This is a genomic window from Enterobacter cloacae complex sp. SHL020, from assembly GCF_049236945.1.
GTDB classification, from domain to species: domain Bacteria; phylum Pseudomonadota; class Gammaproteobacteria; order Enterobacterales; family Enterobacteriaceae; genus Enterobacter; species Enterobacter dykesii.
The window spans coordinates 426982-448461 of the sequence record NZ_JBMKJF010000004.1 but is presented as its reverse complement, the minus strand read 5'-3'; the positions used below and the strand labels follow the sequence as shown (position 1 = coordinate 448461).

At 53.4% G+C, this 21480-nt stretch carries 19 protein-coding genes and 1 riboswitch; of the genes, 12 read left to right on the top strand and 7 right to left on the bottom strand.

The window, feature by feature from the left end:
* Positions 1-319 precede the first annotated feature (319 nt).
* The 3 genes from ACOTZB_RS13615 to yegS all read left to right on the top strand — a co-directional run bounded on the left by ACOTZB_RS13615 (position 320) and on the right by yegS (position 2973).
* Positions 320-1285 (top strand): hypothetical protein, encoded by a 966-nt coding sequence (locus ACOTZB_RS13615; protein WP_421627423.1) that lies wholly within the window; start codon positions 320-322, stop codon positions 1283-1285.
* A 61-nt stretch (positions 1286-1346) separates the two neighbouring features.
* The gene (locus ACOTZB_RS13610) at positions 1347-1877 is read left to right on the top strand and encodes a hypothetical protein (RefSeq protein WP_421627422.1); all 531 of its coding nucleotides are present in this window, start codon (positions 1347-1349) and stop codon (positions 1875-1877) included.
* Positions 1878-2073: 196 nt separating this feature from the next.
* Positions 2074-2973 carry a lipid kinase YegS gene (gene yegS / locus ACOTZB_RS13605; protein WP_421627420.1) on the top strand — a complete coding sequence of 300 codons (900 nt, stop codon included), beginning with the start codon at positions 2074-2076 and terminating at the stop codon, positions 2971-2973.
* A 56-nt stretch (positions 2974-3029) separates the two neighbouring features.
* Here yegS and fbaB read toward each other — a convergent pair whose 3' ends face one another.
* Positions 3030-4082, bottom strand: a complete 1053-nt coding sequence (gene fbaB / locus ACOTZB_RS13600; RefSeq protein ID WP_023312424.1) for a class I fructose-bisphosphate aldolase — start codon at positions 4080-4082, stop codon at positions 3030-3032.
* Positions 4083-4332: 250 nt separating this feature from the next.
* Between fbaB and ACOTZB_RS13595 the strand changes: the two genes are divergently transcribed.
* From ACOTZB_RS13595 to ACOTZB_RS13585, 3 genes are read left to right on the top strand one after another with little or no spacing between them, the layout of a single operon-like run.
* Positions 4333-5610: a nucleoside permease gene (locus tag ACOTZB_RS13595; RefSeq protein WP_033145997.1), complete on the top strand. Its 1278-nt coding sequence runs from the start codon at positions 4333-4335 to the stop codon at positions 5608-5610.
* On the top strand, positions 5607-6611 hold the full coding sequence (locus ACOTZB_RS13590; RefSeq protein WP_421627418.1) for an ADP-ribosylglycohydrolase family protein: 1005 nt from the start codon (positions 5607-5609) through the stop codon (positions 6609-6611). The genes ACOTZB_RS13595 and ACOTZB_RS13590 overlap by 4 nt, the downstream gene beginning before the upstream one ends.
* Complete coding sequence (locus tag ACOTZB_RS13585) at positions 6608-7561, top strand: PfkB family carbohydrate kinase (protein WP_421627416.1); 954 nt, start codon at positions 6608-6610, stop codon at positions 7559-7561. Before ACOTZB_RS13590 ends, ACOTZB_RS13585 begins: the two co-directional genes overlap by 4 nt.
* Here the strand turns inward: ACOTZB_RS13585 and ACOTZB_RS13580 are convergent.
* Genes ACOTZB_RS13580 through thiM form a run of 3 tightly spaced genes read right to left on the bottom strand, consistent with a single transcriptional unit; the run spans position 7535 to position 9891 of the window.
* The gene (locus ACOTZB_RS13580) at positions 7535-8281 is read right to left on the bottom strand and encodes a GntR family transcriptional regulator (protein WP_023312428.1); all 747 of its coding nucleotides are present in this window, start codon (positions 8279-8281) and stop codon (positions 7535-7537) included. The genes ACOTZB_RS13585 and ACOTZB_RS13580 overlap by 27 nt on opposite strands.
* Before the next feature lie 42 nt (positions 8282-8323).
* A complete protein-coding gene (thiD, locus tag ACOTZB_RS13575; RefSeq protein WP_421627415.1) occupies positions 8324-9124 on the bottom strand; it encodes a bifunctional hydroxymethylpyrimidine kinase/phosphomethylpyrimidine kinase in 801 nt (266 codons plus the stop codon).
* Positions 9121-9891, bottom strand: coding sequence for a hydroxyethylthiazole kinase (gene thiM / locus ACOTZB_RS13570; RefSeq protein WP_421627414.1), 771 nt, complete (start codon positions 9889-9891; stop codon positions 9121-9123). Before thiM ends, thiD begins: the two co-directional genes overlap by 4 nt.
* 35 nt (positions 9892-9926) lie before the next feature.
* A riboswitch (TPP riboswitch) is annotated at positions 9927-10023 on the bottom strand.
* 950 nt (positions 10024-10973) lie between these two features.
* Here thiM and ACOTZB_RS13565 point away from each other — a divergent pair.
* From ACOTZB_RS13565 to ACOTZB_RS13555, 3 genes are all read left to right on the top strand, one after another.
* Positions 10974-12155, top strand: a complete 1182-nt coding sequence (locus tag ACOTZB_RS13565) for a YadA C-terminal domain-containing protein (RefSeq protein ID WP_421627412.1) — start codon at positions 10974-10976, stop codon at positions 12153-12155.
* 506 nt (positions 12156-12661) lie between these two features.
* Entirely contained in the window at positions 12662-12958 is a 297-nt protein-coding gene (locus ACOTZB_RS13560) for a DUF2000 family protein (RefSeq protein WP_421627410.1), read from the top strand.
* A 13-nt stretch (positions 12959-12971) separates the two neighbouring features.
* Positions 12972-13433: a hypothetical protein gene (locus ACOTZB_RS13555; protein ID WP_421627408.1), complete on the top strand. Its 462-nt coding sequence runs from the start codon at positions 12972-12974 to the stop codon at positions 13431-13433.
* A 344-nt stretch (positions 13434-13777) separates the two neighbouring features.
* On the opposite strand, the gene ACOTZB_RS13550 is transcribed toward ACOTZB_RS13555, so the two are convergent.
* Entirely contained in the window at positions 13778-15211 is a 1434-nt protein-coding gene (locus ACOTZB_RS13550) for a glycoside hydrolase family 32 protein (RefSeq protein WP_421627407.1), read from the bottom strand.
* Positions 15212-15227: 16 nt separating this feature from the next.
* Positions 15228-16469, bottom strand: a complete 1242-nt coding sequence (locus ACOTZB_RS13545) for an MFS transporter (protein WP_421627405.1) — start codon at positions 16467-16469, stop codon at positions 15228-15230.
* Between the two features lie 238 nt (positions 16470-16707).
* On the opposite strand from ACOTZB_RS13545, the gene ACOTZB_RS13540 reads away from it, so the two are divergent.
* The 3 genes from ACOTZB_RS13540 to ACOTZB_RS13530 all read left to right on the top strand — a co-directional run bounded on the left by ACOTZB_RS13540 (position 16708) and on the right by ACOTZB_RS13530 (position 20908).
* Positions 16708-17715 (top strand): LacI family DNA-binding transcriptional regulator, encoded by a 1008-nt coding sequence (locus tag ACOTZB_RS13540; RefSeq protein ID WP_421627403.1) that lies wholly within the window; start codon positions 16708-16710, stop codon positions 17713-17715.
* A gap of 331 nt (positions 17716-18046) precedes the next feature.
* Entirely contained in the window at positions 18047-19423 is a 1377-nt protein-coding gene (locus ACOTZB_RS13535) for a diaminobutyrate--2-oxoglutarate transaminase (RefSeq protein WP_014884533.1), read from the top strand.
* Between the two features lie 18 nt (positions 19424-19441).
* Entirely contained in the window at positions 19442-20908 is a 1467-nt protein-coding gene (locus ACOTZB_RS13530; protein WP_126330746.1) for a pyridoxal phosphate-dependent decarboxylase family protein, read from the top strand.
* Between the two features lie 36 nt (positions 20909-20944).
* On the opposite strand, the gene ACOTZB_RS13525 is transcribed toward ACOTZB_RS13530, so the two are convergent.
* Positions 20945-21460, bottom strand: coding sequence for a protein disulfide oxidoreductase (locus ACOTZB_RS13525; protein ID WP_421627400.1), 516 nt, complete (start codon positions 21458-21460; stop codon positions 20945-20947).
* Positions 21461-21480 lie beyond the last annotated feature (20 nt).

Genomic DNA, 21480 nt, shown 5'->3' with positions numbered 1-21480 from the left:
TAAATGTTAGCTGTACCAGGAACCACCTCCTTAGCCTGCGTAATCTCCCTTACGCGGGCTTATTTTTTTGTACAATTCAGTCCACTTAGTCAGAATGAAATTGCACCGCCCCACCAAATGAAGGGTGTTGATCCTCGACAGCGTCTGCTGGAAGATCTTTTACGAAAATCGGGCGGGTATATGATATCCATCACAATTTTCATTGGTTCTGGCAGGATGGCGTGTTATTCGGATCATTCCTAATTCCCCTCCATAACATGCCCTTTACTGTTTGTTTATTTCTTAGCGTTATACGATTTCACATGGACGGAGAGACAACATGACTTTTCCTGGTCAGATTTCAAAGGATATTCCGGATTACGAACTCGCACGCAGTCTGGGTCTAGCCTCCGGCGGCGATTTTAATTTCACCGCCCTTGCCAATCAGCTGGACTGTAGCCGTAACTTTAGCCAGGTTGGGATCATCTATTCAGACGGTGCGCGTCAGTGGTTAGTGAGACCCTCAAGACGGATTGCGACGCCAAACGAAAGCTCGGTAAGTCATGTCGTCATCACTAAAGTAAACGCCTCATCAAGTAATCCTCTCCAGGCAACGACGACGACAATTCAGTCACCATCATTAGCGACTGAAATAGGTTCTACGGCGATTTCTTGCGGAGCTGCCATTCTTACAGTCGTACTTGCTGCAGGCGCAGGTATGGCCATTCCTCTCACCGCAGGTTCTTCCGGTGCTGTTGCCGCTGTGATTGTCGCTGGTGGTATAGCGACGGGTATTCAGTGTGCAAACGGGCTTGGCCGCTTGTCACTTATTGCCATGAATCATAATGACTATGTTGCGTGGATGGATTCCCAGGAGTGGTATACAGCAACCAATACTGCTCTTGATGCGATTTCACTTGCCGGGGCTGCTGCGGGTCTAAAAAGCGCTGTATTAACCTACCGCCTACTTAATCGCTCGACGTCCGAAAGTTTACTCTCGTTATTACAAAAAATGAGTCGAGCGGACCGCACGCGGTTAACTGAGGAAATCATTCGTATTCGAAATCCTGGGATCTCTAATTCAGGTGTTAAAGCAGCGATGAAAGCTGGCGTTTACCCTAAACGTTACCCCTCGGAAGCGCTGCAACTGCTCTTACAGCGAGAGCTGTTGAATGCTATTTCAAACTCCTCAGCATTTGTTGGCAGTGCTATCTCGGGTACAATCCGGAACCCTCAGAATATTACACAATCTGGTAAATACATTTTTGGTTTGATTCAGTCTTTTTCATTTACAGGAAGTTATTGACCCGGACATGATAAATTACATAAAAAAGAGCCTTGCATTAAGTACTGTGATAACAGGTGAAATGGCGACTGACGATTGCCAACGGCTTGAATCATTGAAAGATCGCTTAAAAAGTCAGTTCGGTGTTCCTGTGGGTGTACATATGACAGGTATTCCCTTAGCAATAAGTAGCTTACTCACTATTTTTTGCTACGCTATGCTACAAATTTCTGTCTGGATGTTGCTATTTCGCCTGCTCGGCTTACCTGAGTTTAAGGTAATGATGGGAGTATTCCTTGCAGCAGTGGTGTATTGCATGGTTGTGATGAGCACGATGTTTTTAACTGCCCGAGGGTCCCTTACGGGATATAAACTGCATATTTCCGTTATTACACTGACTGGCTTGATGAGCATCGTTTACTTTATCTGGACGTGGATTTCGCTTTTATTCGGCTCTGTAGAAAATTACACACCACAAATAACCTCATTATTAGGGTTGGGATTTTTCTGCCTGAATATCGTGTGGATGAATACGTCAGTCTTTTACCGTTCAATTGCGCTAACGCTACATAATCGGGTGTGGCGTAAACAGTTGAAAATAGAGGCAAAGTAAATTGCAGGACTCAAACGCTGACGGTAAGAATCCTTTGAGCGAAAGCCGTTTAAAGAGTCAACAACACGGGGCACATCTTTCGTTGTAAAGGAGCCCCTTTTTACGCGGGATTATTTTTCCCTTTCATCCTGTTCTTACCCGCTTTTTTCCTCTCTGCTATACACTCTTACTAACGCTAAAAAAGGGAGCAGCGCGGATGGCAACCTATCCAGACAGTTTATTGATTCTCAATGGCAAAAGCGCAGGCAACGATCCGTTGCGTCAGGCAATTCAGGGTTTGCGTGACGACGGCGCGCGCATTCACGTCAGGGTGACGTGGGAAAAAGGCGACGCGGCACGCTATATCAATGAAGCCCTCGGGCTTGGCGTCAGCACCATCATTTCCGGCGGCGGCGATGGTACCATCAATGAGATCGCCTCTGCGCTTATCAACCTGCCCACAGCAGACCGGCCGGTGATGGGCATTTTACCGCTCGGCACAGCCAATGATTTTGCCACCAGCGCCGGGATCCCGGAAGAGCTGGAGAAGGCGCTTCAGCTGGCGATCCTCGGCAAGGCCACCGCTGTGGATATCGCGCAGGTGAATGATAAAACCTGCTTTATCAATATGGCGACCGGCGGGTTTGGCACGCGCATCACCAGCGAAACGCCGGAAAAACTGAAGGCGGCGCTGGGCGGCGTGTCGTACCTGATCCACGGCCTGATGCGCATGGACACCCTCAAGCCTGACCGCTGCGAAATTCGCGGCGAGGATTTTCAGTGGCAGGGTGACGCGCTGGTGATTGGGATTGGCAACGGGCGTCAGGCGGGCGGCGGACAGCAGCTCTGCCCGGAGGCGCTGATTAATGACGGTCAGCTCCAGCTGCGTATTTTCACGGGCGACGGCCTGCTGCCCGCGCTGTTTACCACGCTGACGCAGCCGGAAGAGAGCCCAAATATCATCGCCGGGAAATCGGCGTGGTTTGAAGTGAATGCTCCCCACGGGATGACCTTTAACCTCGACGGAGAGCCGCTGAGCGGGACGCAGTTCCGCATTGAGGTGTTGCCCGGTGCGCTACAGTGTCGGCTGCCGCCGGACTGCGTGCTTTTGCGCTGATGTTTCGCACGGTGCGCGATGATGCCCTCTCCCACCGGGAGAGGGAGATGGAGCCGTCAGGCAATCGTGACTTTGCTATCCAGATAGACGTCCTGAACCGCATTGATCAGCTTCACGCCGTCGGCCATCGATTTCTTGAACGCCTTGCGGCCAAGGATCAGCCCCATGCCGCCCGCACGTTTGTTGATCACCGCCGTACGCACCGCGTCTGACAGGTCGGTATCACCGCCCGCCGCGCCGCCGGAGTTGATCAGCCCCGCACGGCCCATGTAGCAGTTCGCCAGCTGGTAGCGCACCAGGTCGATCGGGTTATCGCTGGTCAGCTTGCTGTAAACGCGATCGTCGGTGTAGCCAAAGTTCACCGCTTTGTAGCCGCCGTTATTCTCGGCCATTTTCTGCTTCACGATATCCGCGCCGATGGTCGCCGCCAGGTGGTTCGCCTGCCCGGTCAGGTCGGCAGACACGTGGTAATCCACGCCGTCTTTCTTGAACGCGTTGTTGCGCAGATATGCCCACAGTACGGTGACCATGCCCAGCTCGTGCGCGCGCTCAAACGCCGCAGAGATCTCTTCAATCTGACGGCGGGACTGTTCGGAGCCGAAGTAAATCGTCGCCCCTACCGCCACCGCGCCCATGTTGAACGCCTGCTCGACGCTGGCGTAGAGGGTCTGGTCATATTCGGTTGGGTAGCTAAGAGTTTCGTTATGGTTCAGCTTCACGAGGAACGGAATGCGGTGAGCATAGCGACGCGAAACCGAGGCCAGCACGCCGTAGGTAGACGCCACGCAGTTACAGCCCGCTTCAATCGCCAGCTCAACAATGTTCTTCGGATCGAAATAGAGCGGATTCGCCGCAAAAGAGGCGCCCGCAGAGTGCTCAACGCCCTGGTCCACCGGCAGGATAGAGAGATACCCGGTGCCGCCGAGCCGCCCGGTGTTGTAAAGCGTCTGCATATTTCGCAGGACCGCAGGCGGACGGTTGTTATCGATCATCACGCGGTCAACGTAGTCGTGACCAGGCAGATACAGCTGGTCGGCTGGAATGGTCATACAACGATGCTGTAAAAGGCTGTCGGCGTCTTTGCCAAGCAACTGCGCAATATCAGTCATGTGATACTCCCGTAAGTCCGACGTCGTGTCGGTGTGTGTTTATCCAGTCCCATCTTTTATGGGCAGACTAAGCCTGGTACCGACTTAACAGATTTTCCACTCTTTGCTTTTTTTTTCAGCACAATCTGCTGGCTCGATTCGTGTACAACAAAACTGTTACATTGATCAAACAATCGCCACAAAGGTATTTAAAAGGTATTATTGAGTGGTATGTTAAAGGCGTACCCTCTCTGACATGCAGGATTAAAAAATGAAAACGAAAGTCCAACTGTCATTCATGATGTTTGTTGAATGGTTTATCTGGGGCGCATGGTTTGTGCCGCTGTGGCTGTGGCTGAGCAAAAGCGGTTTTACCGCCGGGGAAATCGGCTGGTCTTACGCCTGTACCGCCATTGCCGCGATCCTCTCGCCGATTCTGGTCGGCTCGCTGACGGACCGCTTCTTCGCCGCGCAGAAAGTGCTGTCAGTGCTGATGTTCGCCGGAGCCATTCTGATGTACTTCGCCGCGCAGCAAACCCAGTTCAGCACCTTCTTCCCGCTGCTTTTGGTTTACTCCCTGACCTATATGCCGACCATCGCGCTGACCAACAGTATTGCCTTTGCCAACGTGGACGACGTCGAGGCCGATTTCCCGCGTATCCGCGTGATGGGCACTATCGGCTGGATCGCCTCCGGGCTGGCGTGCGGGTTCCTGCCGCAGATGCTGGGCTACAGCGATATTTCCGATACCAATATCCCGCTGCTGATGACGGCAGCCAGCTCCGCCCTGCTCGGCGTCTTTGCCCTGTTCCTGCCGAATACGCCGCCGAAAAGTACCGGCAAGCTGGATTTCAAAGTGATGCTGGGGCTGGACGCGCTGATCCTGCTGCGCGACAGAAACTTCCTGGTGTTCTTCTTCTGCTCGTTCCTGTTCGCCATGCCGCTGGCCTTCTATTACATCTTCGCCAACGGCTACCTCACCGAAGTGGGGATGAAAAACGCCACCGGCTGGATGACGCTTGGCCAGTTCTCCGAAATCTTCTTTATGCTCGCCCTGCCGTTCTTTACCAAACGCTTTGGTATTAAGAAGGTCTTACTGCTGGGTCTGATTACCGCCGCCATCCGCTATGGGTTCTTTGTTTACGGCGGAGCGGAACAATACTTCACCTACGCCCTGCTGTTCCTCGGCATTCTGCTGCACGGCGTGAGCTACGACTTCTACTACGTCACCGCGTACATCTACGTGGACAAAAAAGCGCCGGTGCATATGCGTACCGCCGCGCAGGGCCTGATTACGCTCTGCTGTCAGGGCTTTGGGAGCCTGCTGGGTTACCGCCTGGGCGGCGTGATGATGGAAAAAATGTTCGCATACAAAGAGCCGGTGAATGGGCTGACCTTCAACTGGGCCGGAATGTGGACGTTTGGTGCAATCATGATTGCCGTGATTGCCGTGCTGTTTATGCTGTTTTTCCGCGAATCGGATAAAGAGATCGCCGCCATTGCGGTGGTTGATGGCGATGCCGCGCTGACACAAGGGGAAGTTAAATGAAACAAGAACGTGTTCTCGGTGCCCTTTACGGGCAGGCGTTAGGGGATGCGATGGGCATGCCGTCGGAGCTGTGGCCGAGAAAGCGCGTCAAAGCGCACTTCGGCTGGATCGACCGCTTTTTACCCGGCCCGGCAGAGAATAATGCGGCCTGCTATTTCAAACAGGCAGAGTTCACCGACGATACCTCAATGGCGCTGTGCCTGGCGGACGCGCTCATCGAGTGCGACGGGGAGATTAACGCGGACGTTATCGGCAAGCATATCCTGAACTGGGCGCTCGATTTCGACGCGTTTAATAAGAACGTGCTCGGCCCGACCTCCAAAATCGCGCTTAACGCGATTCGCGACGGCAAGCCGGTTAGCGAACTGGACAACAACGGCGTGACTAACGGGGCGGCGATGCGCGCCTCCCCGCTGGGCTGCCTGCTTCCGGCTACGCGTCTGGAACACTTTGTTGAGCAGGTGGCGCTGGCCTCCAGCCCGACCCATAAATCCGACCTCGCCATTGCCGGCGCGGTGGTGATTGCCTGGGCGGTTTCGCGCGCCGTCGACGGCGAAAGCTGGCAGAACATCGTCGATGCCCTGCCGGGTATCGCCCGCTATGCGCAGGAGGCGAAAACCACCACCTTCAGCGCGTCGCTGGCGGCACGTATTGAGCTGGCGCTTAAGACCGTACGGGAAGCCAACGGGGTTGAGTCCGCCAGCGAGCAGGTGTATCAGCTCGTGGGGGCTGGAACCAGCACCATTGAGTCCGTCCCGGCGGCCATTGCGATGGTCGAACTGGCGGAAACCGACCCGAACCGCTGCGCCATTTTATGCGCCAATCTGGGCGGCGATACCGACACCATTGGCGCGATGGCGACGGCCATCTGCGGCGCGCTCCGCGGCGTCCAGGCCATTGACCCGGCGCTGAAGGCCGAGCTCGACGCCGTTAACCGGCTCGATTTCGGCCACTACTGCGAGAAACTGCTGCACTACCGGGAGCAAAGGGAGGGCGTATGAATTCATTTGCCCAACGTCTCGATACCCTGCACGCCGCGCGGCCGGTGACGGTGCTGGGCGCGGCGGTGATTGACGTCATCGCCGACGCCTACGCCCTGCCCTGGCGCGGGTGCGATATCGAGCTCAAACAGCAGGGCGTGAATATAGGCGGCTGCGCGCTGAACATTGCCATCGCCCTGAAACGGCTCGGTATTGCGTCGCAAAACGCCCTTCCCGTCGGTCACGGCATCTGGGCGGATATTATCCGCAACGCCATGGCGAAGCAGGATCTGCACAGCGCCGTGGAGGCCGAAACCGGCGATAACGGCTGGTGCCTGGCGCTGGTGGAGCCAGACGGCGAGCGCACCTTTATGTCCTTTAGCGGCGTGGAGAACCAGTGGCAGCAGCGCTGGCTTGATGTGCTCAACATTCCGTCGAACAGCCTGGTCTATTTATCCGGCTATCAGCTCGCCTCGTCGTGCGGCGAGCTGCTGACACGCTGGCTGGAGGGGTTGCAGGACGTGACGGCCTTTATCGATTTCGGCCCCCGCATCGCGGATATTCCCGACGCGCTGATGGCGCGGATTATGGCCTGCAGGCCGGTCGTCTCGCTTAATCGTCAGGAAGCGGAGATCGCAGCTGAACGACTGGGTGTCGCGACTGAAAACCTGGATGTGGAGTGGCAGCATCGCTTCGGCGCCGCGCTGATTATGCGGCATGATAAAGACGGCGCCGCATGGTATGACGGTGACGCCTCGGGCATTGTTCCGCCGTTCCCGGCCACGGTTGTGGACACCATTGGCGCAGGCGACAGCCACGCGGGCGGCACGCTTGCCGGCCTGGCGGCGGGATGGTCACTGGCAGATGCCGTTCTGCTGGGGAATGCCGTGGCGTCCTGGGTAGTCAGCCACCGCGGCGGGGACTGCGCACCGACTCGAGAGGAATTACTCCTCGCACACAAAGACGTATAGATCGCTACGACAGTAGCTGATGCTGTACTCAATCGGCCGGTGCTGTTGGTCAAGCGCGACCTGCTTGATCACCAGCACCGGTATTTTTTCGTCCATCTTAATGTGCGCCTGAAACTCGCTGTCGGGCATGCGGGCGCTAACCCGTGAACGGGTGCGCTGCGGGAAAATATTCTGACTGCGGAAGTAGTCGTACAGCGAAATGCCAATCGCATCCGGATCGGGAATGAGCCCAACCGGCACCCAGGACTCTTCAATCGACACCGCATCGTCATCCACATAGCGAATGCGCTTCAGCAAAAAGACCTCGCTGTCCGGCGGGATCGACAGGTGGTTTGCGACCTCTTCCGGGCACTTCACCACCCGCTTGTTGACCCACAGCGTATTAGGTTTTTGGCCGCGCAGCACCACCTGCTGGGAAAAGCCGCGCGCCTCTTTCAGCGAATATTCAAAGATGTTGTTGATTTGTGTGCCATAGCCACGGGAACGCGTCACCACGCCCTCTTCCTCCAGCGCCTGCATCGCCTTTCGCACGGTGATGCGCGACACGCCGGTTAACTGGCTCAGATCGCGCTCGCCGGGCAAAATATTCCCGTGCTCCAGCACTCCGCTGCGCACCGCGTTTTTTACCGTTTCGGCAAATTTCAGGTACAGCGGCGTGTTGTCAGGCGCGGCGATCCGTTCATTCAGTTGAGCGATTAACCGGGTATGCGCTTGTTCCATCTCTGTTTTCTCAGGCGTGGTGTTTCCTGCCAGTATACTGGGTTACCACCATGCATGAAAATGATGAACCGGCCCAATACCGTGACCCACTTCCAGAGTATCGGCTTTTGCCAGCGCCGCCGAGAGCCAGGTTTTCGCTTCGCGCACCGTATCGGCCCAGCCGTCATGCCGCGGGCGCAGCGCCGCCAGCGCGGCCGAAAGCGTACAACCCGTGCCGTGGGTGTTTTTGGTCTGCACGCGCGGCGCGGTAAAGCGCACTTCGCCGTCGCGGGTGAAGAGCCAGTCCGGGCTTTCCGCGTCATCCAGATGCCCCCCCTTCATCAGCACCGCCCCGCAGCCCATCGCCAGCAGCGCGTTTCCCTGCGCTTTCATCTCGCGTTCAGTTTGCGCATGCGATGTGCCCAGCAGCGCGGCGGCCTCCGGCAGATTGGGCGTGATAAGCGCCACCTGCGGCAACAGCTTATTGCGCAGCGTCTCGACGGCGGAAGCGGAGAGCAGCGGGTCGCCGCTTTTTGCCAGCATGACGGTATCCAGCACCACGTTTTGCACCTGATAGCGCTTAAGCCGCTCGGCCACCGCTTCCACAATGTCCGTCTCGGCCAGCATGCCGATCTTGGTGGTGTCGATGCGCACGTCGCTGAACACTGAATCCAGCTGCGCGGCAACAAAATCCGGCTCGATACGGTAGACCGACTGCACGCCGCGCGTGTTTTGCGCCACCAGCGCGGTAATGACCGAGCAGCCGTACGCGCCAAGGGCCGAGAAGGTTTTGAGATCGGCCTGGATACCCGCGCCGCCGCTGGGATCGGTGCCGGCAATGGTCAGGGCGTTAATCCGCTTCATGCCTGCTCCTCCAGCGTATAGAGCGCATCCAGGAACGCGCTGGCAAAACTGCCCGGGCCACGTGACTGCGCAACGGCCACCGTTCCGGCTCGCTTCATCCATCCGCAGGCGGCAGCCACGTTATCCATCCGGTCGCCCGGCAGCGAGCAGCTCGCCGCCACAACGGCAGAAAGCGCGCATCCGGTTCCCACTACGCGCGTCATCAGCGGATCGCCGCCCGTTACCGTGCGGGTGCGTTGCCCGTCAGTGATGTAATCCACCTCACCGGTGACGACCACAACGGCATTGGTCTGGCGCGCCAGCGCCTGTGCAGCGGGCACCGCGCTGGCTGCGGTATCGGTTGAATCAACGCCGCGCCCGCCCGCGCTCATTCCGGCAAGGGCAAGAATTTCGGAGGCATTGCCGCGAATGGCAGCCGGTTTCAGGGCAAGGATTTGATGGCAAAAACGGGTGCGGAACGTCAGGGCACCCGCGGCAACCGGGTCCAGCGTCCAGGGCTTGCCTGCAGCCACCGCGCTTTCAATTGCCCGACGCATCGCCTGGGCACGCGGCGAGGTCAGCGTACCAACGTTAATCAGCAGCGCATCGGCGATGCCGGCAAACTGTTCAGCCTCTTCGGCCTCAATCACCATCGCAGGTGATGCGCCAAGCGCCAGCAAAACGTTGGCCGTGAAGGTCTGTACGACATCGTTGGTCATACAGTGGGTCAGCGGAGAACGGGTTCGGAAGTGGTGTAAAACGTGTAAATCGAGCAGGTCAGGCTGCATGGGTTCGCTCCTGCCTTGCGTGAAGAAGCGATGACCGGGAAGGCATCTGACTTCCCTACGCTGGCATTATCCAGATCAGGTAATACGGGTATTTCTCAGCCTTCACAAAGAAGGGCACCCCGAGTCAAATAAAACAAAATCATAAGGTTGCGATTAACGTCCCGTTAATCCCTGTTCTGGATCATGCCAGCGGGAAGCCAAAGACTCAACCTTAAAAAATGCTCTGTGTGCCAGCCTGTGTCCCACGTTGTGGCTCACAGCACCACACACCAAACACCAAACACCAAACACCAAACACCAAACACTAAAAATGCCGGATTTCCCCCGCCTCAACAGCACCATTGAAGGCGGCTTCACAAACCTATTTATCTGGATTCTTTATCGTTCCTTACGCCCTTCCCTCTATCGTGGCTTCCTGCGTCTGACAACACTTCTTCTGAGCTGGCGGATTACAGCAATACATTACCTGTCGCCACTCTCGCGATAATACTCCACCACCAGGTGATGCACCTGCTGCTAACAATCTTTTTTGTAATCTTATCAATCTAATTTTCTAATCAAGAAAAATAAAAACATCATCTTTTTCAACATTTCAATCACTGATTTATAGCAATCAAAACACTGTTTTATTGTCGATTAAAAATATTTTTCCCCACATGAAAACATACTTTCATTCAAAACCAATAAATATTTCGGAAAGAATATACTTTCATAAATACATTAATTAACTTTACTGAATGGGCTTTATTTGAACGTTTTACGGACAAAACACATAAATATAATTAATGTATTTTCGATGGACTGGTGTGAGTTGTATTTAATGCGTCATTTCATATCTATATGTATTTATTAGGTTTATTTAATATGTTTCACATAAGGGCATTTTAGCTTTCCGTTCTTTTAGTGATCCAGGTCAATATTCAAATTTATGTATTACAAGATAGTTACTACACGTTACGAAATAAGTGTTTAAACATAAATCACTGTAACTTACATGGAATTACCTGGATATGTCAGGGTGACATATCTTCCCGCCAGGAAAGCGAAATAACCTAATTTATTAATGTGATGAGAGCTTTTAAATGAAAACTACCGTTAATGCTGGTGATAAAACGACTTTGGCTGTTATCGTGTTTGGTTCTGTATTCGGTGCTGTTATGGGTAATGCTCATGCTGCGCAAGTTAATCTTTTCTTGCAAGATCAGGCTACAGGTCAAGGCATCATTGTAACTGCTCAAGAGAATGTACAATACGATCTGGATAAAACAAATTCAGATATTCTTAATCTCCAGGCTGATACTGGAAAAAACACCTCTGATATTTCTATTCTGCGCGGTGATCTGAATGCTACCGCTCAATCTACAACGGATAATATCAAACGTATAGATGATCAAGCACAAGCCGCTATTGATGGCGTAAAATCCAACGTACAAAGCAATTATTTGGAATTGCAAGGTGAAGTAAATTCACGCCAGGGAGCTGATAATGCGTTAGCCCATCAAATCAATCTCACTAACGGCGCTTTGCAACAAACCGATGATAAAGCACAAGCGGCCATTGATGGTGTTAAAACTAACATCGCTTCTATCGACGATCTGAAAACGGGTAAAGCTGAAGTAGCTTCACTGGATAACGAGATCAAACAACGTCAAACTGATGTTGCAAACATCATTCAGGATCAGCGTGATACAGCCACTAAACAGGCTACTACTGATGCTGTTCAAAATGGCTTGATTGATGATGCTACTAACGTTGCTAACACTGCAACTACGGTAGCTAACTCTGCACAAAATAAGGCTGATGTAGCCTACTCTGCAGGCGTATATGCTCAACAACAAGCCGCAGATGCCGCTACCGTGGCTGCTGTTAACAAAGCTGCTGTAGCTAACGTTCAGTCGCGTCAACAAGCACAAGAAACCACTATTCAGAATCACAGCGCACAACTGAATAATCATGAAGAGCGTATTACAGCATTAGAAAATGAAAGTAATAACAACTTCCGGAATCTTAAGGATGATGTAGATAACAACCGTAAACGTGCTGCTGTTGGTGTTGCTTCTGTTGCTGCGATGAGCAACATCCCACAAGTAACAGATTCTCAGGCTTTTGCTATCGGTGCGGGCGTTGGCGGTTATGACTCTCAAGGTGCTGTTGCTATCGGGATCTCAGCTCGTATTACCGATCATATCGTCACTAAAGCTTCTGTTGGTGCAGGTTCCTTCGGAGGAGCTACTTACGGGGCTGGCGTGTCTTTCGGTTACTAAGTAAAGCTTTTCATTCTGGCCTCTTCATTAGAGGGTTTCATTACGCGTTTTAAAATAAAAAACAGTAAAGCACCGATCACACTACAAACTAACTCTGTGGTTTCTGCCTGGCTGGCTGACTTAATTTAATTATTCTGATGATATTGAACATGACAAAATATATTTTATTCTCCGCTATAGTGGCATTAGCCTTAGTGGCTACGGGGATCTTTATAGGTCTAATGTATGCTCAATGGGTTAGATTATAAGATCGCAACAGGCTAGTTATACAACTTCTACGCCTGACGGTTATACAGCGTATCAAAGAACGAAGTTTTAATATTAAGGCTAGCGAGTGTGAAGAGATTGCCCTTAGCTCTATAGGAGCATATAAACTCATCTGTGTTGATACGGTGCTGATACGGTATTGATATGACTTACTTTAAAAGATCAGGTATAAGGGTTTGGATAGTTTATATAATCTCTGCAGTAAAAATTGCTAAGATTAAGGGGATTATCTAATTAAAATGGTGATGGTTGTAGACCGTAATATTGAAACTGGCAAATTAGCTAATACTATTGCTCATTGTAGTCAGGGGAATAACGTTGATAAGCACGATGAATACAGCACCAGTAATGGTATTACGTGCACCCTTAGCAATCACCCTATCGTAATTGTAGCGGCTAAGAATGCTAACCAGGTTAAAAAAGCCTTAGTTTCTGCTGATGAAGCTAAATTAGTTTATAGCTTCTTCTCTTCAACAATGTGGAGAGATACAACAGAAGAACAAGTAGAGGCGAGTAAAGCTCCAAAATTTAAATAACGGTGTAGAACATATGAACAAATTGATGACAGTAGCTTTAGCTGTTTCCGCATTAGCGGGTTGTACTTCACAGGCTCAACGTATGGCAGATTGTAAAGCTCAAGGTATTAGCCGTGATGCTTGCTACATTGCTCAACAAAACAGGCAAGCGACTATAAACGCTTCAGTTGAAAAGCAAGCAATGGAAAACGCGCAAGCGCTCTATCCAGTACAGAAAGCACAATCAGCGCATGGTTTACCTAAAGGCTGTACACAAGTGATGGATGCAGCGGGGCAATGCAATATCAAAACACCAAAAGTGAATAACATCACTCAGGAAGCCGATCATGTCATGAATAAACCTATCCCTGATAGTGCGGAATATCTGCTTGCTAAAGGCTGGAAACCTAATAATGGAGTATGGAAGAAACAAGGCTATACGCTTTCGCTGACTGTTGAAAATGAAATAGTAGTTAACTCACAACTCAAAAAATGACGTCCCTCTTTCTTAAAAGACTTTAAAGCGAAGTCTAATAGATAAGGCAGCAGTAAGTAAGATTCGTGATTGTCAGTCTTTAATGTATTGCTAAAGCCGCCCTTAACAGATGGGCGTTTTTTTCAATTATTCTGAAAGATTATATGATGATTGATACATTAAGGTCGGGCTTTGGGTGGTTGGCGGTGTTGTGGCCGCGGGTGTAATCGGCTATGGCGCATATTATAGGGCCAAGTGGGCCGCGTATCGGGTTGAACACTTGATCAAATCAATCAGGTGACTGCCCTCGCCTGATTCATTTGCCAGTCTTACCCGATACACAGGTCAGAAATGACATAAGCCTTTTATTCTAACTGCCAGGCCCCACCTTGGATAAGCGACGCTCCCCCCGTCCAGGCAAACAACGCCAGCTCGCGGCAGTCTGCATCAGGATAAATACGGCTGCTGAGGCACGCCTCACCCTCGTTAACAAACACTTCCACAGACGAGCTATCAAAGAACAGGCGCAGGCTGAGCGCGTCGTTTAGGTTAAGCGCAACGCTTCGGGTACCGCACAGGCCATACTGTGGATAGTGTCGCTCCAGCACCAGGCGCTGCATCTGTGCATCAACATAGAGGTGTAGCCCGTCGCCGAGACGAATGCCGTATTGCTCCGCGCTGCTATTCGCGCAATCCCATTGCAGAATGACCTCCATCGCATCGCAGTGTTCAACCAGCGTCATCTGCTGGTTATTAAGCGTACTTATCGGCCAGGGGAACCACGCCCCGCGCAGGGTTTCAACTTCTCTGGCCGGCCGCATTTGCAGGCGGTTATCCACACTAAGCGTCAGCTCGCGCGGTAAGGAGAGCATGCCTGCCCAGCCATCCTGCTGTTCCGGCAGGGGCGATTCCCACATGTCCAGCCAGCCGATAACGATGCGGCGGCCGTCAGGCGTGAGGAAACTTTGTGGCGCATAGAAATCATGTCCGCGATCCATCTCCACAAATTCTCCTTCACGCACGAAAGGTTTGCCGGGCTGCCACTCGCCCAGCAGGTAGCCACTCTGGAAAAGATTACGATTTTTGAATCCCTCTGCCGCCAGCCCCTGAGGCGAAAACATCAGCACGCGTTTACCATTGAGGGTGAAAAAGTCCGGACATTCCCACATATAGCCCATCTCTTTTTCAGCCACTGCGAGCACGCCCATGTCCTGCCACTCGCGCAGATCGGCAGACCGGTACGCACGCACCTGGCCCGTATCACCCTCCCGCGCACCAACGACCATGTACCACCACTCCCCTTCACGCCATACTTTCGGATCGCGGAAGTGATGCAGTCCGGGCGGTGTGTCAATGACGGTCCCGTGCCGCACAAACTGGATGCCGTCTCGGCTGGTTGCCAGGCACTGAACCTGGTAGAGATTCGCCTCATCGCCGGGATCGCCGTGGAATTTGTGGCCGGTGTAGATCAGCGCCAGCATGTCGCCATCGACCACCGCTGAGCCAGAAAAACAGCCGTCCTTGTCGTCTGGTCCTTCCGGTGCCAGCGCAACCGGGAGGTGCTCCCAGTTAACTAAATCTTTGCTTCGCGCATGGCCCCAGTGCATCGGCCCCCACTGGGTCGAATATGGATGATGCTGATAAAAGGCGTGATACCAGCCGTCAAACCAGACCAGGCCATTCGGGTCGTTCATCCAGCCAGCACGCGCAGCGAGGTGGTAACGGGGATACCAGCGCAGGTTAAGCCCTTCGCGTCTGGACTGCAGTTCCTGTTCTGCTTTCGTAATTGAATACGTCATTTCTCTACTCTTTCGATCAGATGGTGGAAGGTTGCGGCATGAGCGGGTCAGAAGAGGACTTACCCGAGCGCAACAGGAAGATGGAGATAAACGTGGTGCTGAATACCAGTAGCCCCATGATGAGATAGGACTGAGCAAAGCCGTATTTCTCATAGCTGTAACCTGCCAGCGGCGACAGCACCGAGGCAATCACCGAGCTTGTACAGGCAAAGCCCACCAGATAGAGGGTGGAAGAGAGCCGCTTGTCAAAATGCAGGCTGTTGTATTTAAAGATGGAGACCAGCAAAACGGGCAGCTCAACCGCGTGCAATAGCTTGGTAATGGAGATCAGTACCGGTCCCTCAACCAGACCCGATGCCACCATACGCATCGCCATCACCATTCCGGCGAAAATCAGGCCGTTTTTCGCACCGAGACGATTCACCAGCCACGGGGCGCAAAACATACCCGCCGCCTCCAGGAAAACCTGGAATGAGTTGAGATAGCCGTACATGGCGTTCCCTTCCTGTAACGTCGGGAACTGGGAGGAGAAATAGACCGGGAACTGCTGGTCATAAACGCCATAAATACAGGTGCCGATAACGAAAAACACCAGCGCCCAGAAGCGCGGCAGCGTCAGCAGGCGCAATGCATCCTCCAGCGTGACCTTACCGCCGGATACCGCCTCCTGCATGGCGTGCGGGGCGGAAGAGACCCTGAGACGCGCCAGCAACACAAAAAACACCAGCCCTGCGCAGCTCGCGACAGCGAAGTTCAGCTTTGGATTAATGTTAAACAGGAGCCCCGCAAAAAAGGTTGCCACCGCCCAACCAAGCGATCCCCACATCCTTGCCTTACCAAACTCAAACTGACTCTGGCGGGCCACGCGCTCGGTATAGGATTCCAGTACTCCAATCCCGCCGTTAAACGTTAGCCCGATATAAATCCCGCCGAAAATACTGCCGAGTAATACGTTAATGTGCAGCAGATAACCAAACAGCAGGAAGGCCGGACCGGAAAGAATGAGCAGGCTGGTCAGAAACCAGAGCAGGTTTTTTCGCAGGCCGAGTTTATCCTGAATGAAGCCGTAGCAGATTTGCGCGCACAGCGCGGAGACAGACAGTACGGCATAGATGACTCCCGTATCCCCTGCCTTTAACCCCACCTCCTGGTGTAGCCAGATAGAAAGCAACGAGCCGGAAGAGGACCACGTGACAAAAAAGAAAAACAGTAATGCGCTTAATAAAGGGTAGCTGTGAGAGTGATGCATTTTCATCATGACATTCTCATGTTGGAGTAATGACAGGATGGTAACGTTAACATTTGAGTTTTCTCATGCTATTTGGTAAAAAATTAAGATGTTAATCACGAAAGTTAACGTTAACATCAAGAGAGTGAGATCGCGATCAAATTTTCATCACTCAGGTAAGAATGGCCTGGCCTGTGCAGCAGCCTTCCTTTTACATCAGCGACTTAGTTGTATACCCTCTCACACAGAGCACTAACGGAGTAACAAGATGGCTTCCCTGAAGGACGTCGCAAAGCTGGCTAACGTATCGCTGATGACGGTCTCCCGCGCGCTGAACACCCCGGAGCGCCTTAAACCGGAAACGCTGGCACGCGTTCAGCTGGCTATCGAGCAGACCAGCTATGTGCCGGATCTGTCCGCCAAGAAAATCCGCGGCGCGCATGCCTCGCCGAAAACCATAGGCGTACTGGCGCTCGATACGGTGACGACACCTTTCTCGGTGGAGATCGCGCTGTCTATTGAAGAGACGGCCAGAATGCACGGCTGGAATAGCTTCGTGATGAATATGTTTACCGATGACAACCCGGACGCCATCGTCGACCTTCTCCTCTCTCATCGGCCTGACGGGATTATCTACACCACCATGGGGTTACGTCGTGTCCCTCTCCCGGCTAAATTACTCACCCTTCCCTGCGTGCTGGCCAACTGCGAAAGTGACGGCGAAAAGGTCGCCAGCTATATTCCCGATGATGAACAGGGCCAATATACCGCCGTGCGGGCGTTACTCACGGAGGGTTATCGACGCCCTCTCTGCCTGCATTTGCCTGAGGGACATCTGGCCACAACCCGGCGCCGACAGGGGCTGGAACGTGCATGCCGAGAAGCGGGGCTCGATCCGGACAGCCTGGCGCACAGCTATATGACGTTAGGGGACGAGCACTATCGTGATATCCCGTCAGTGCTGCTGGCGCACGTGCAGAATGGCATTCCCGGGTTCGACTCCGTTATCTGCGGCAACGACCGTATCGCATTTATGGTCTACCAGACGCTGCTGGCGCAAGGGCTTCGCATACCAGAAGATGTCGCCGTTATCGGCTATGACAATATGGTGGGTATTGGGGAGTTGTTCCTGCCTCCTCTCACTACGGTTCAACTGCCACACTATGAAATTGGTCGTCTGAGCGCCTTGCATATTATTAACGGTGAAGGGCATCAGAACACCACGCGTGTAGAAAGTCCTTTTTTACTGCGTAATTCCATTGCGCATGCATCATGAGCACCGCTTTTTGTCCATGACGCAGAAACAGGCAGAACTCCCCCCTTTTATGCCGTTCGATGGCACGATTTGTCACACTCTTTTCTGTGACTTTACACACCGGGTAAAGGGCCTCTAACGCGCTGATTTTATTTGGCATAAAATGCAATTTTCATTTTAAAAATGGGGATATTTCCTCGTTACAGCCCCGTGTCACAAAACAGTAAACAAATTAACCATTGAGCGCCGTGGCAAAAGGCTCTATATTGGCGGCGTTTTTTTCAGGCCCCATCTGTTTTTTAACTTTTTATTCAATCGTGGCTCATAACGAAGCGGCGGTTGTAGGAGTGATATGATGACGGATAAAGTCCGTATTGACACCGTAGATGCCCACAAAAGCAACGAAACCTATCTGGCCCGTCAGGCCGAGTTTGAATCTAACGTCAGGAGTTATCCGCGCAAACTGCCTTTAGCCATCACTAAAGCAGAAGGCGTGTGGATCACCGATGCAGATAATAAAGAATACCTTGACTGTTTAGCAGGCGCGGGGACCCTTGCGCTTGGCCATAACCATCCTGATGTGCTGAAAAGCATCCAAAATGTCATTACCAGCGGCTTGCCGTTACATACACTGGATCTGACTACGCCTCTGAAAGACGCGTTTTCTGAATACCTACTCTCTCTGCTGCCTGGTCAGGGCAAAGAGTACTGCCTGCAGTTCACCGGTCCATCCGGTGCTGACGCCGTTGAAGCGGCGCTGAAGCTGGCGAAAAAAGTGACCGGTCGTAGCGGTATCATCAGCTTCTCTGGTGGTTACCACGGTATGACCCACGGCGCACTGTCCGTGACCGGCAACCTGTCTCCGAAAGAAGCGGTTGACGGTATGATGCCAGAAGTACAGTTCATGCCTTACCCGCACGAGTACCGTTGCCCGCTGGGTATCGGTGGTGAAGCGGGCGTGAAAGCGCTGACCTACTATTTCGACAACCTGATTAACGACGTTGAAAGCGGCGTGCGTAAACCTGCTGCGGTGATTCTGGAAGCCGTTCAGGGCGAAGGCGGCGTGAACCCGGCTCCGGCTGAGTGGCTGCAGCGCATCCGTAAAGTGACTCAGGAACACGGCATTCTGCTGATCCTCGACGAAGTTCAGGCTGGCTTTGCCCGTACCGGTAAATTCTTCGCCTTTGAACACGCAGGCATTGAGCCAGACATCATCGTGATGTCTAAAGCCGTAGGTGGCGGTCTGCCGCTGGCCGTGCTCGGTATCAAGAAGCAGTTCGACGCATGGGCGCCAGGCCACCACACCGGTACCTTCCGCGGCAACCAGCTGGCGATGGCAACCGGTCTGACCACGCTGAAAATCCTGAAAGACCAGAATATCGCGGGCAAAGTTGCCGCTCAGGGCGAATGGCTGAAAGGCCAGCTGAAAGAGATGGCGAAACGCTATCCGGTGATCGGCCACGTGCGCGGTCTGGGCATGATGATCGGTATTGAGATCGTTAAACCACATGAAGCCGCTGACCACATGGGCTGCTTCCCGGGCGACGGCGAACTGTCTGCACTGATTCAGAAGAAGTGCTTCGAAGCCGGTCTGATTCTGGAGCGCGGTGGCCGTAACGGTATCGTTCTGCGTCTGCTGCCGTCTCTGCTGATCAGCGACGAAGAGCTGAAAATCTTCCTGGATAAATTTGAGCAGGCACTGCTTGCTGCGGGCGTTCGCCCGGCGTAACCGGAGTTATTGATTACGATGTCTGATTCAAACCCAATTTTGTTCTCCTCTGCGCAGAGCATTGAAGCTTATCAGCAGGCGATCGAACAAAGCACTCAGGCTGTGATGCAGTGGCTTAAACAGCCTGAGATGTACCAGGGCAAAACGGTCGCGGAACTGCGCGACCGTATTAAGCTGGATTTCAACCCTAAAGGGCTGGGCAACGAAGCGGCGATTGAACGCGCCGTGGAGTTCTTCCTGAAAGACAGCTTGTCCGTTCATCACCCGCAGTGTGTGGCGCACCTGCACTGCCCAAGCCTGGTGGTAAGCCAGGCGGCGGAAGTGCTGATCAACGCCACTAACCAGAGTATGGACTCCTGGGATCAAAGCCCGTCCGCAACCATCATTGAGATCAAACTGATCGAGTGGCTGCGTACCCGCGTGGGTTATCAGGCTGGCGACGCGGGTGTCTTCACCAGCGGCGGCACCCAGAGCAACCTGATGGGCCTGATGCTAGCGCGCGATGCGTTCTTTGCGCGTCAGGGTCACTCCGTTCAGCAGGACGGTCTGGTGGGCGATCTGCGCAAAATTCGCGTGCTGTGCTCCGAAAACGCACACTTCTCCGTGCAGAAAAACATGGCGCTGATGGGTCTGGGTTACCAGTCCGTGGTGCAGGTGAAAACGGACGAATTCTCCCGCATGGATCTGACCGATCTGGCGGCGAAAATTGAGCAGTGCAATGCAAACGGTGAGCAGATTCTGGCGATCGTCGCGACGGCAGGTACCACCGATGCCGGTGCCATCGACCCACTGCGTGCGATTGCAGAGCTGGCGGCGAAACAGAACATCTGGGTACACGTTGATGCGGCCTGGGGCGGCGCGCTGCTGATGTCTGAGCAGTATCGTCACTACCTGGACGGCATCGAGCTGGTGGATTCCGTTACCCTGGACTTCCACAAGCAGTTCTTCCAGACCATCAGCTGCGGCGCGTTCCTGCTGAAAGAAGCGCGTCACTATGAGCTGATGCGCTATCAGGCGGCCTACCTGAACTCTGAGTTCGACGAAGAAGCCGGCGTGCCTAACCTGGTGTCCAAATCTCTGCAGACCACCCGTCGTTTTGACGCGCTGAAGCTGTGGATGAGCCTGGAAGCGCTGGGTCAGGAGCAATACGCGGCGATCATCGATCACGGCGTGACCCTGGCACAGCAGGTTGCGGCCTACGTGAAAGCGCAGCCTGCGCTGGAACTGGTTATGCAGCCACAGCTGGCAAGCGTTCTGTTCCGCTTCCGCGGACAGGTGCAGATGGATGACGCAGGGATCGCCCTGCTGAACCAGAAAATTGGTGATGCGCTGCTGGAATCCGGCCGTGCGAACGTCGGTGTGACCGAGCATAACGGCGTCACCTGCCTGAAGCTGACGCTGCTGAACCCAACCGTGACGCTGGAAGATATTAAAATCCTGCTCTCTCTGGTTGAGCGCACCGCGCAGGAAGTTCTGGCTAAGTAATACAACCCCCTCTTCCGCAGGGAGAGGGGGTTATCTTTATACGCCTGCCCACCACATCCTTAATTTTAAACCCCAGTAACTCGTCCAGCCCGTCGTGGTGCTGACCACATTCCCCTTCGACACAATGACCAGCGTCGGCGTTACGCTCACCTGCCACTGCTGCGACAACGCACCGTTTTCATCGTTGATCACCGGCATTTTCAGCTGTTTCTTTTCAACCCAGCGCGCAAGCTTTGCGTTATCACCGGAACGCATGGCAATACTAATCACGTTCACGCCCTCTTCTGCCAGCTGATTAACGGAAGGCGTCGTGTAACGGCATATGCTGCACCAGGTGGCCCACACGTAAATCAGCAGCGGGCGTTCCTGGCTGAGCGCCGAGATATCATGCATCTTGCCGTCAATGCTCTGCATCGGTGTTGCACTAAAACTGGCGGGGAGTGTCGGTTTTCGATACCGATCAACACCCCACACTACGGCCAGCGTCAGCAGAACGAGTATGATCCCTTCCCGCGCCCAGCGGCGCAGTCGACTGATTTTGCGGTTATCCATTGTGACCTCATGTTTCAATG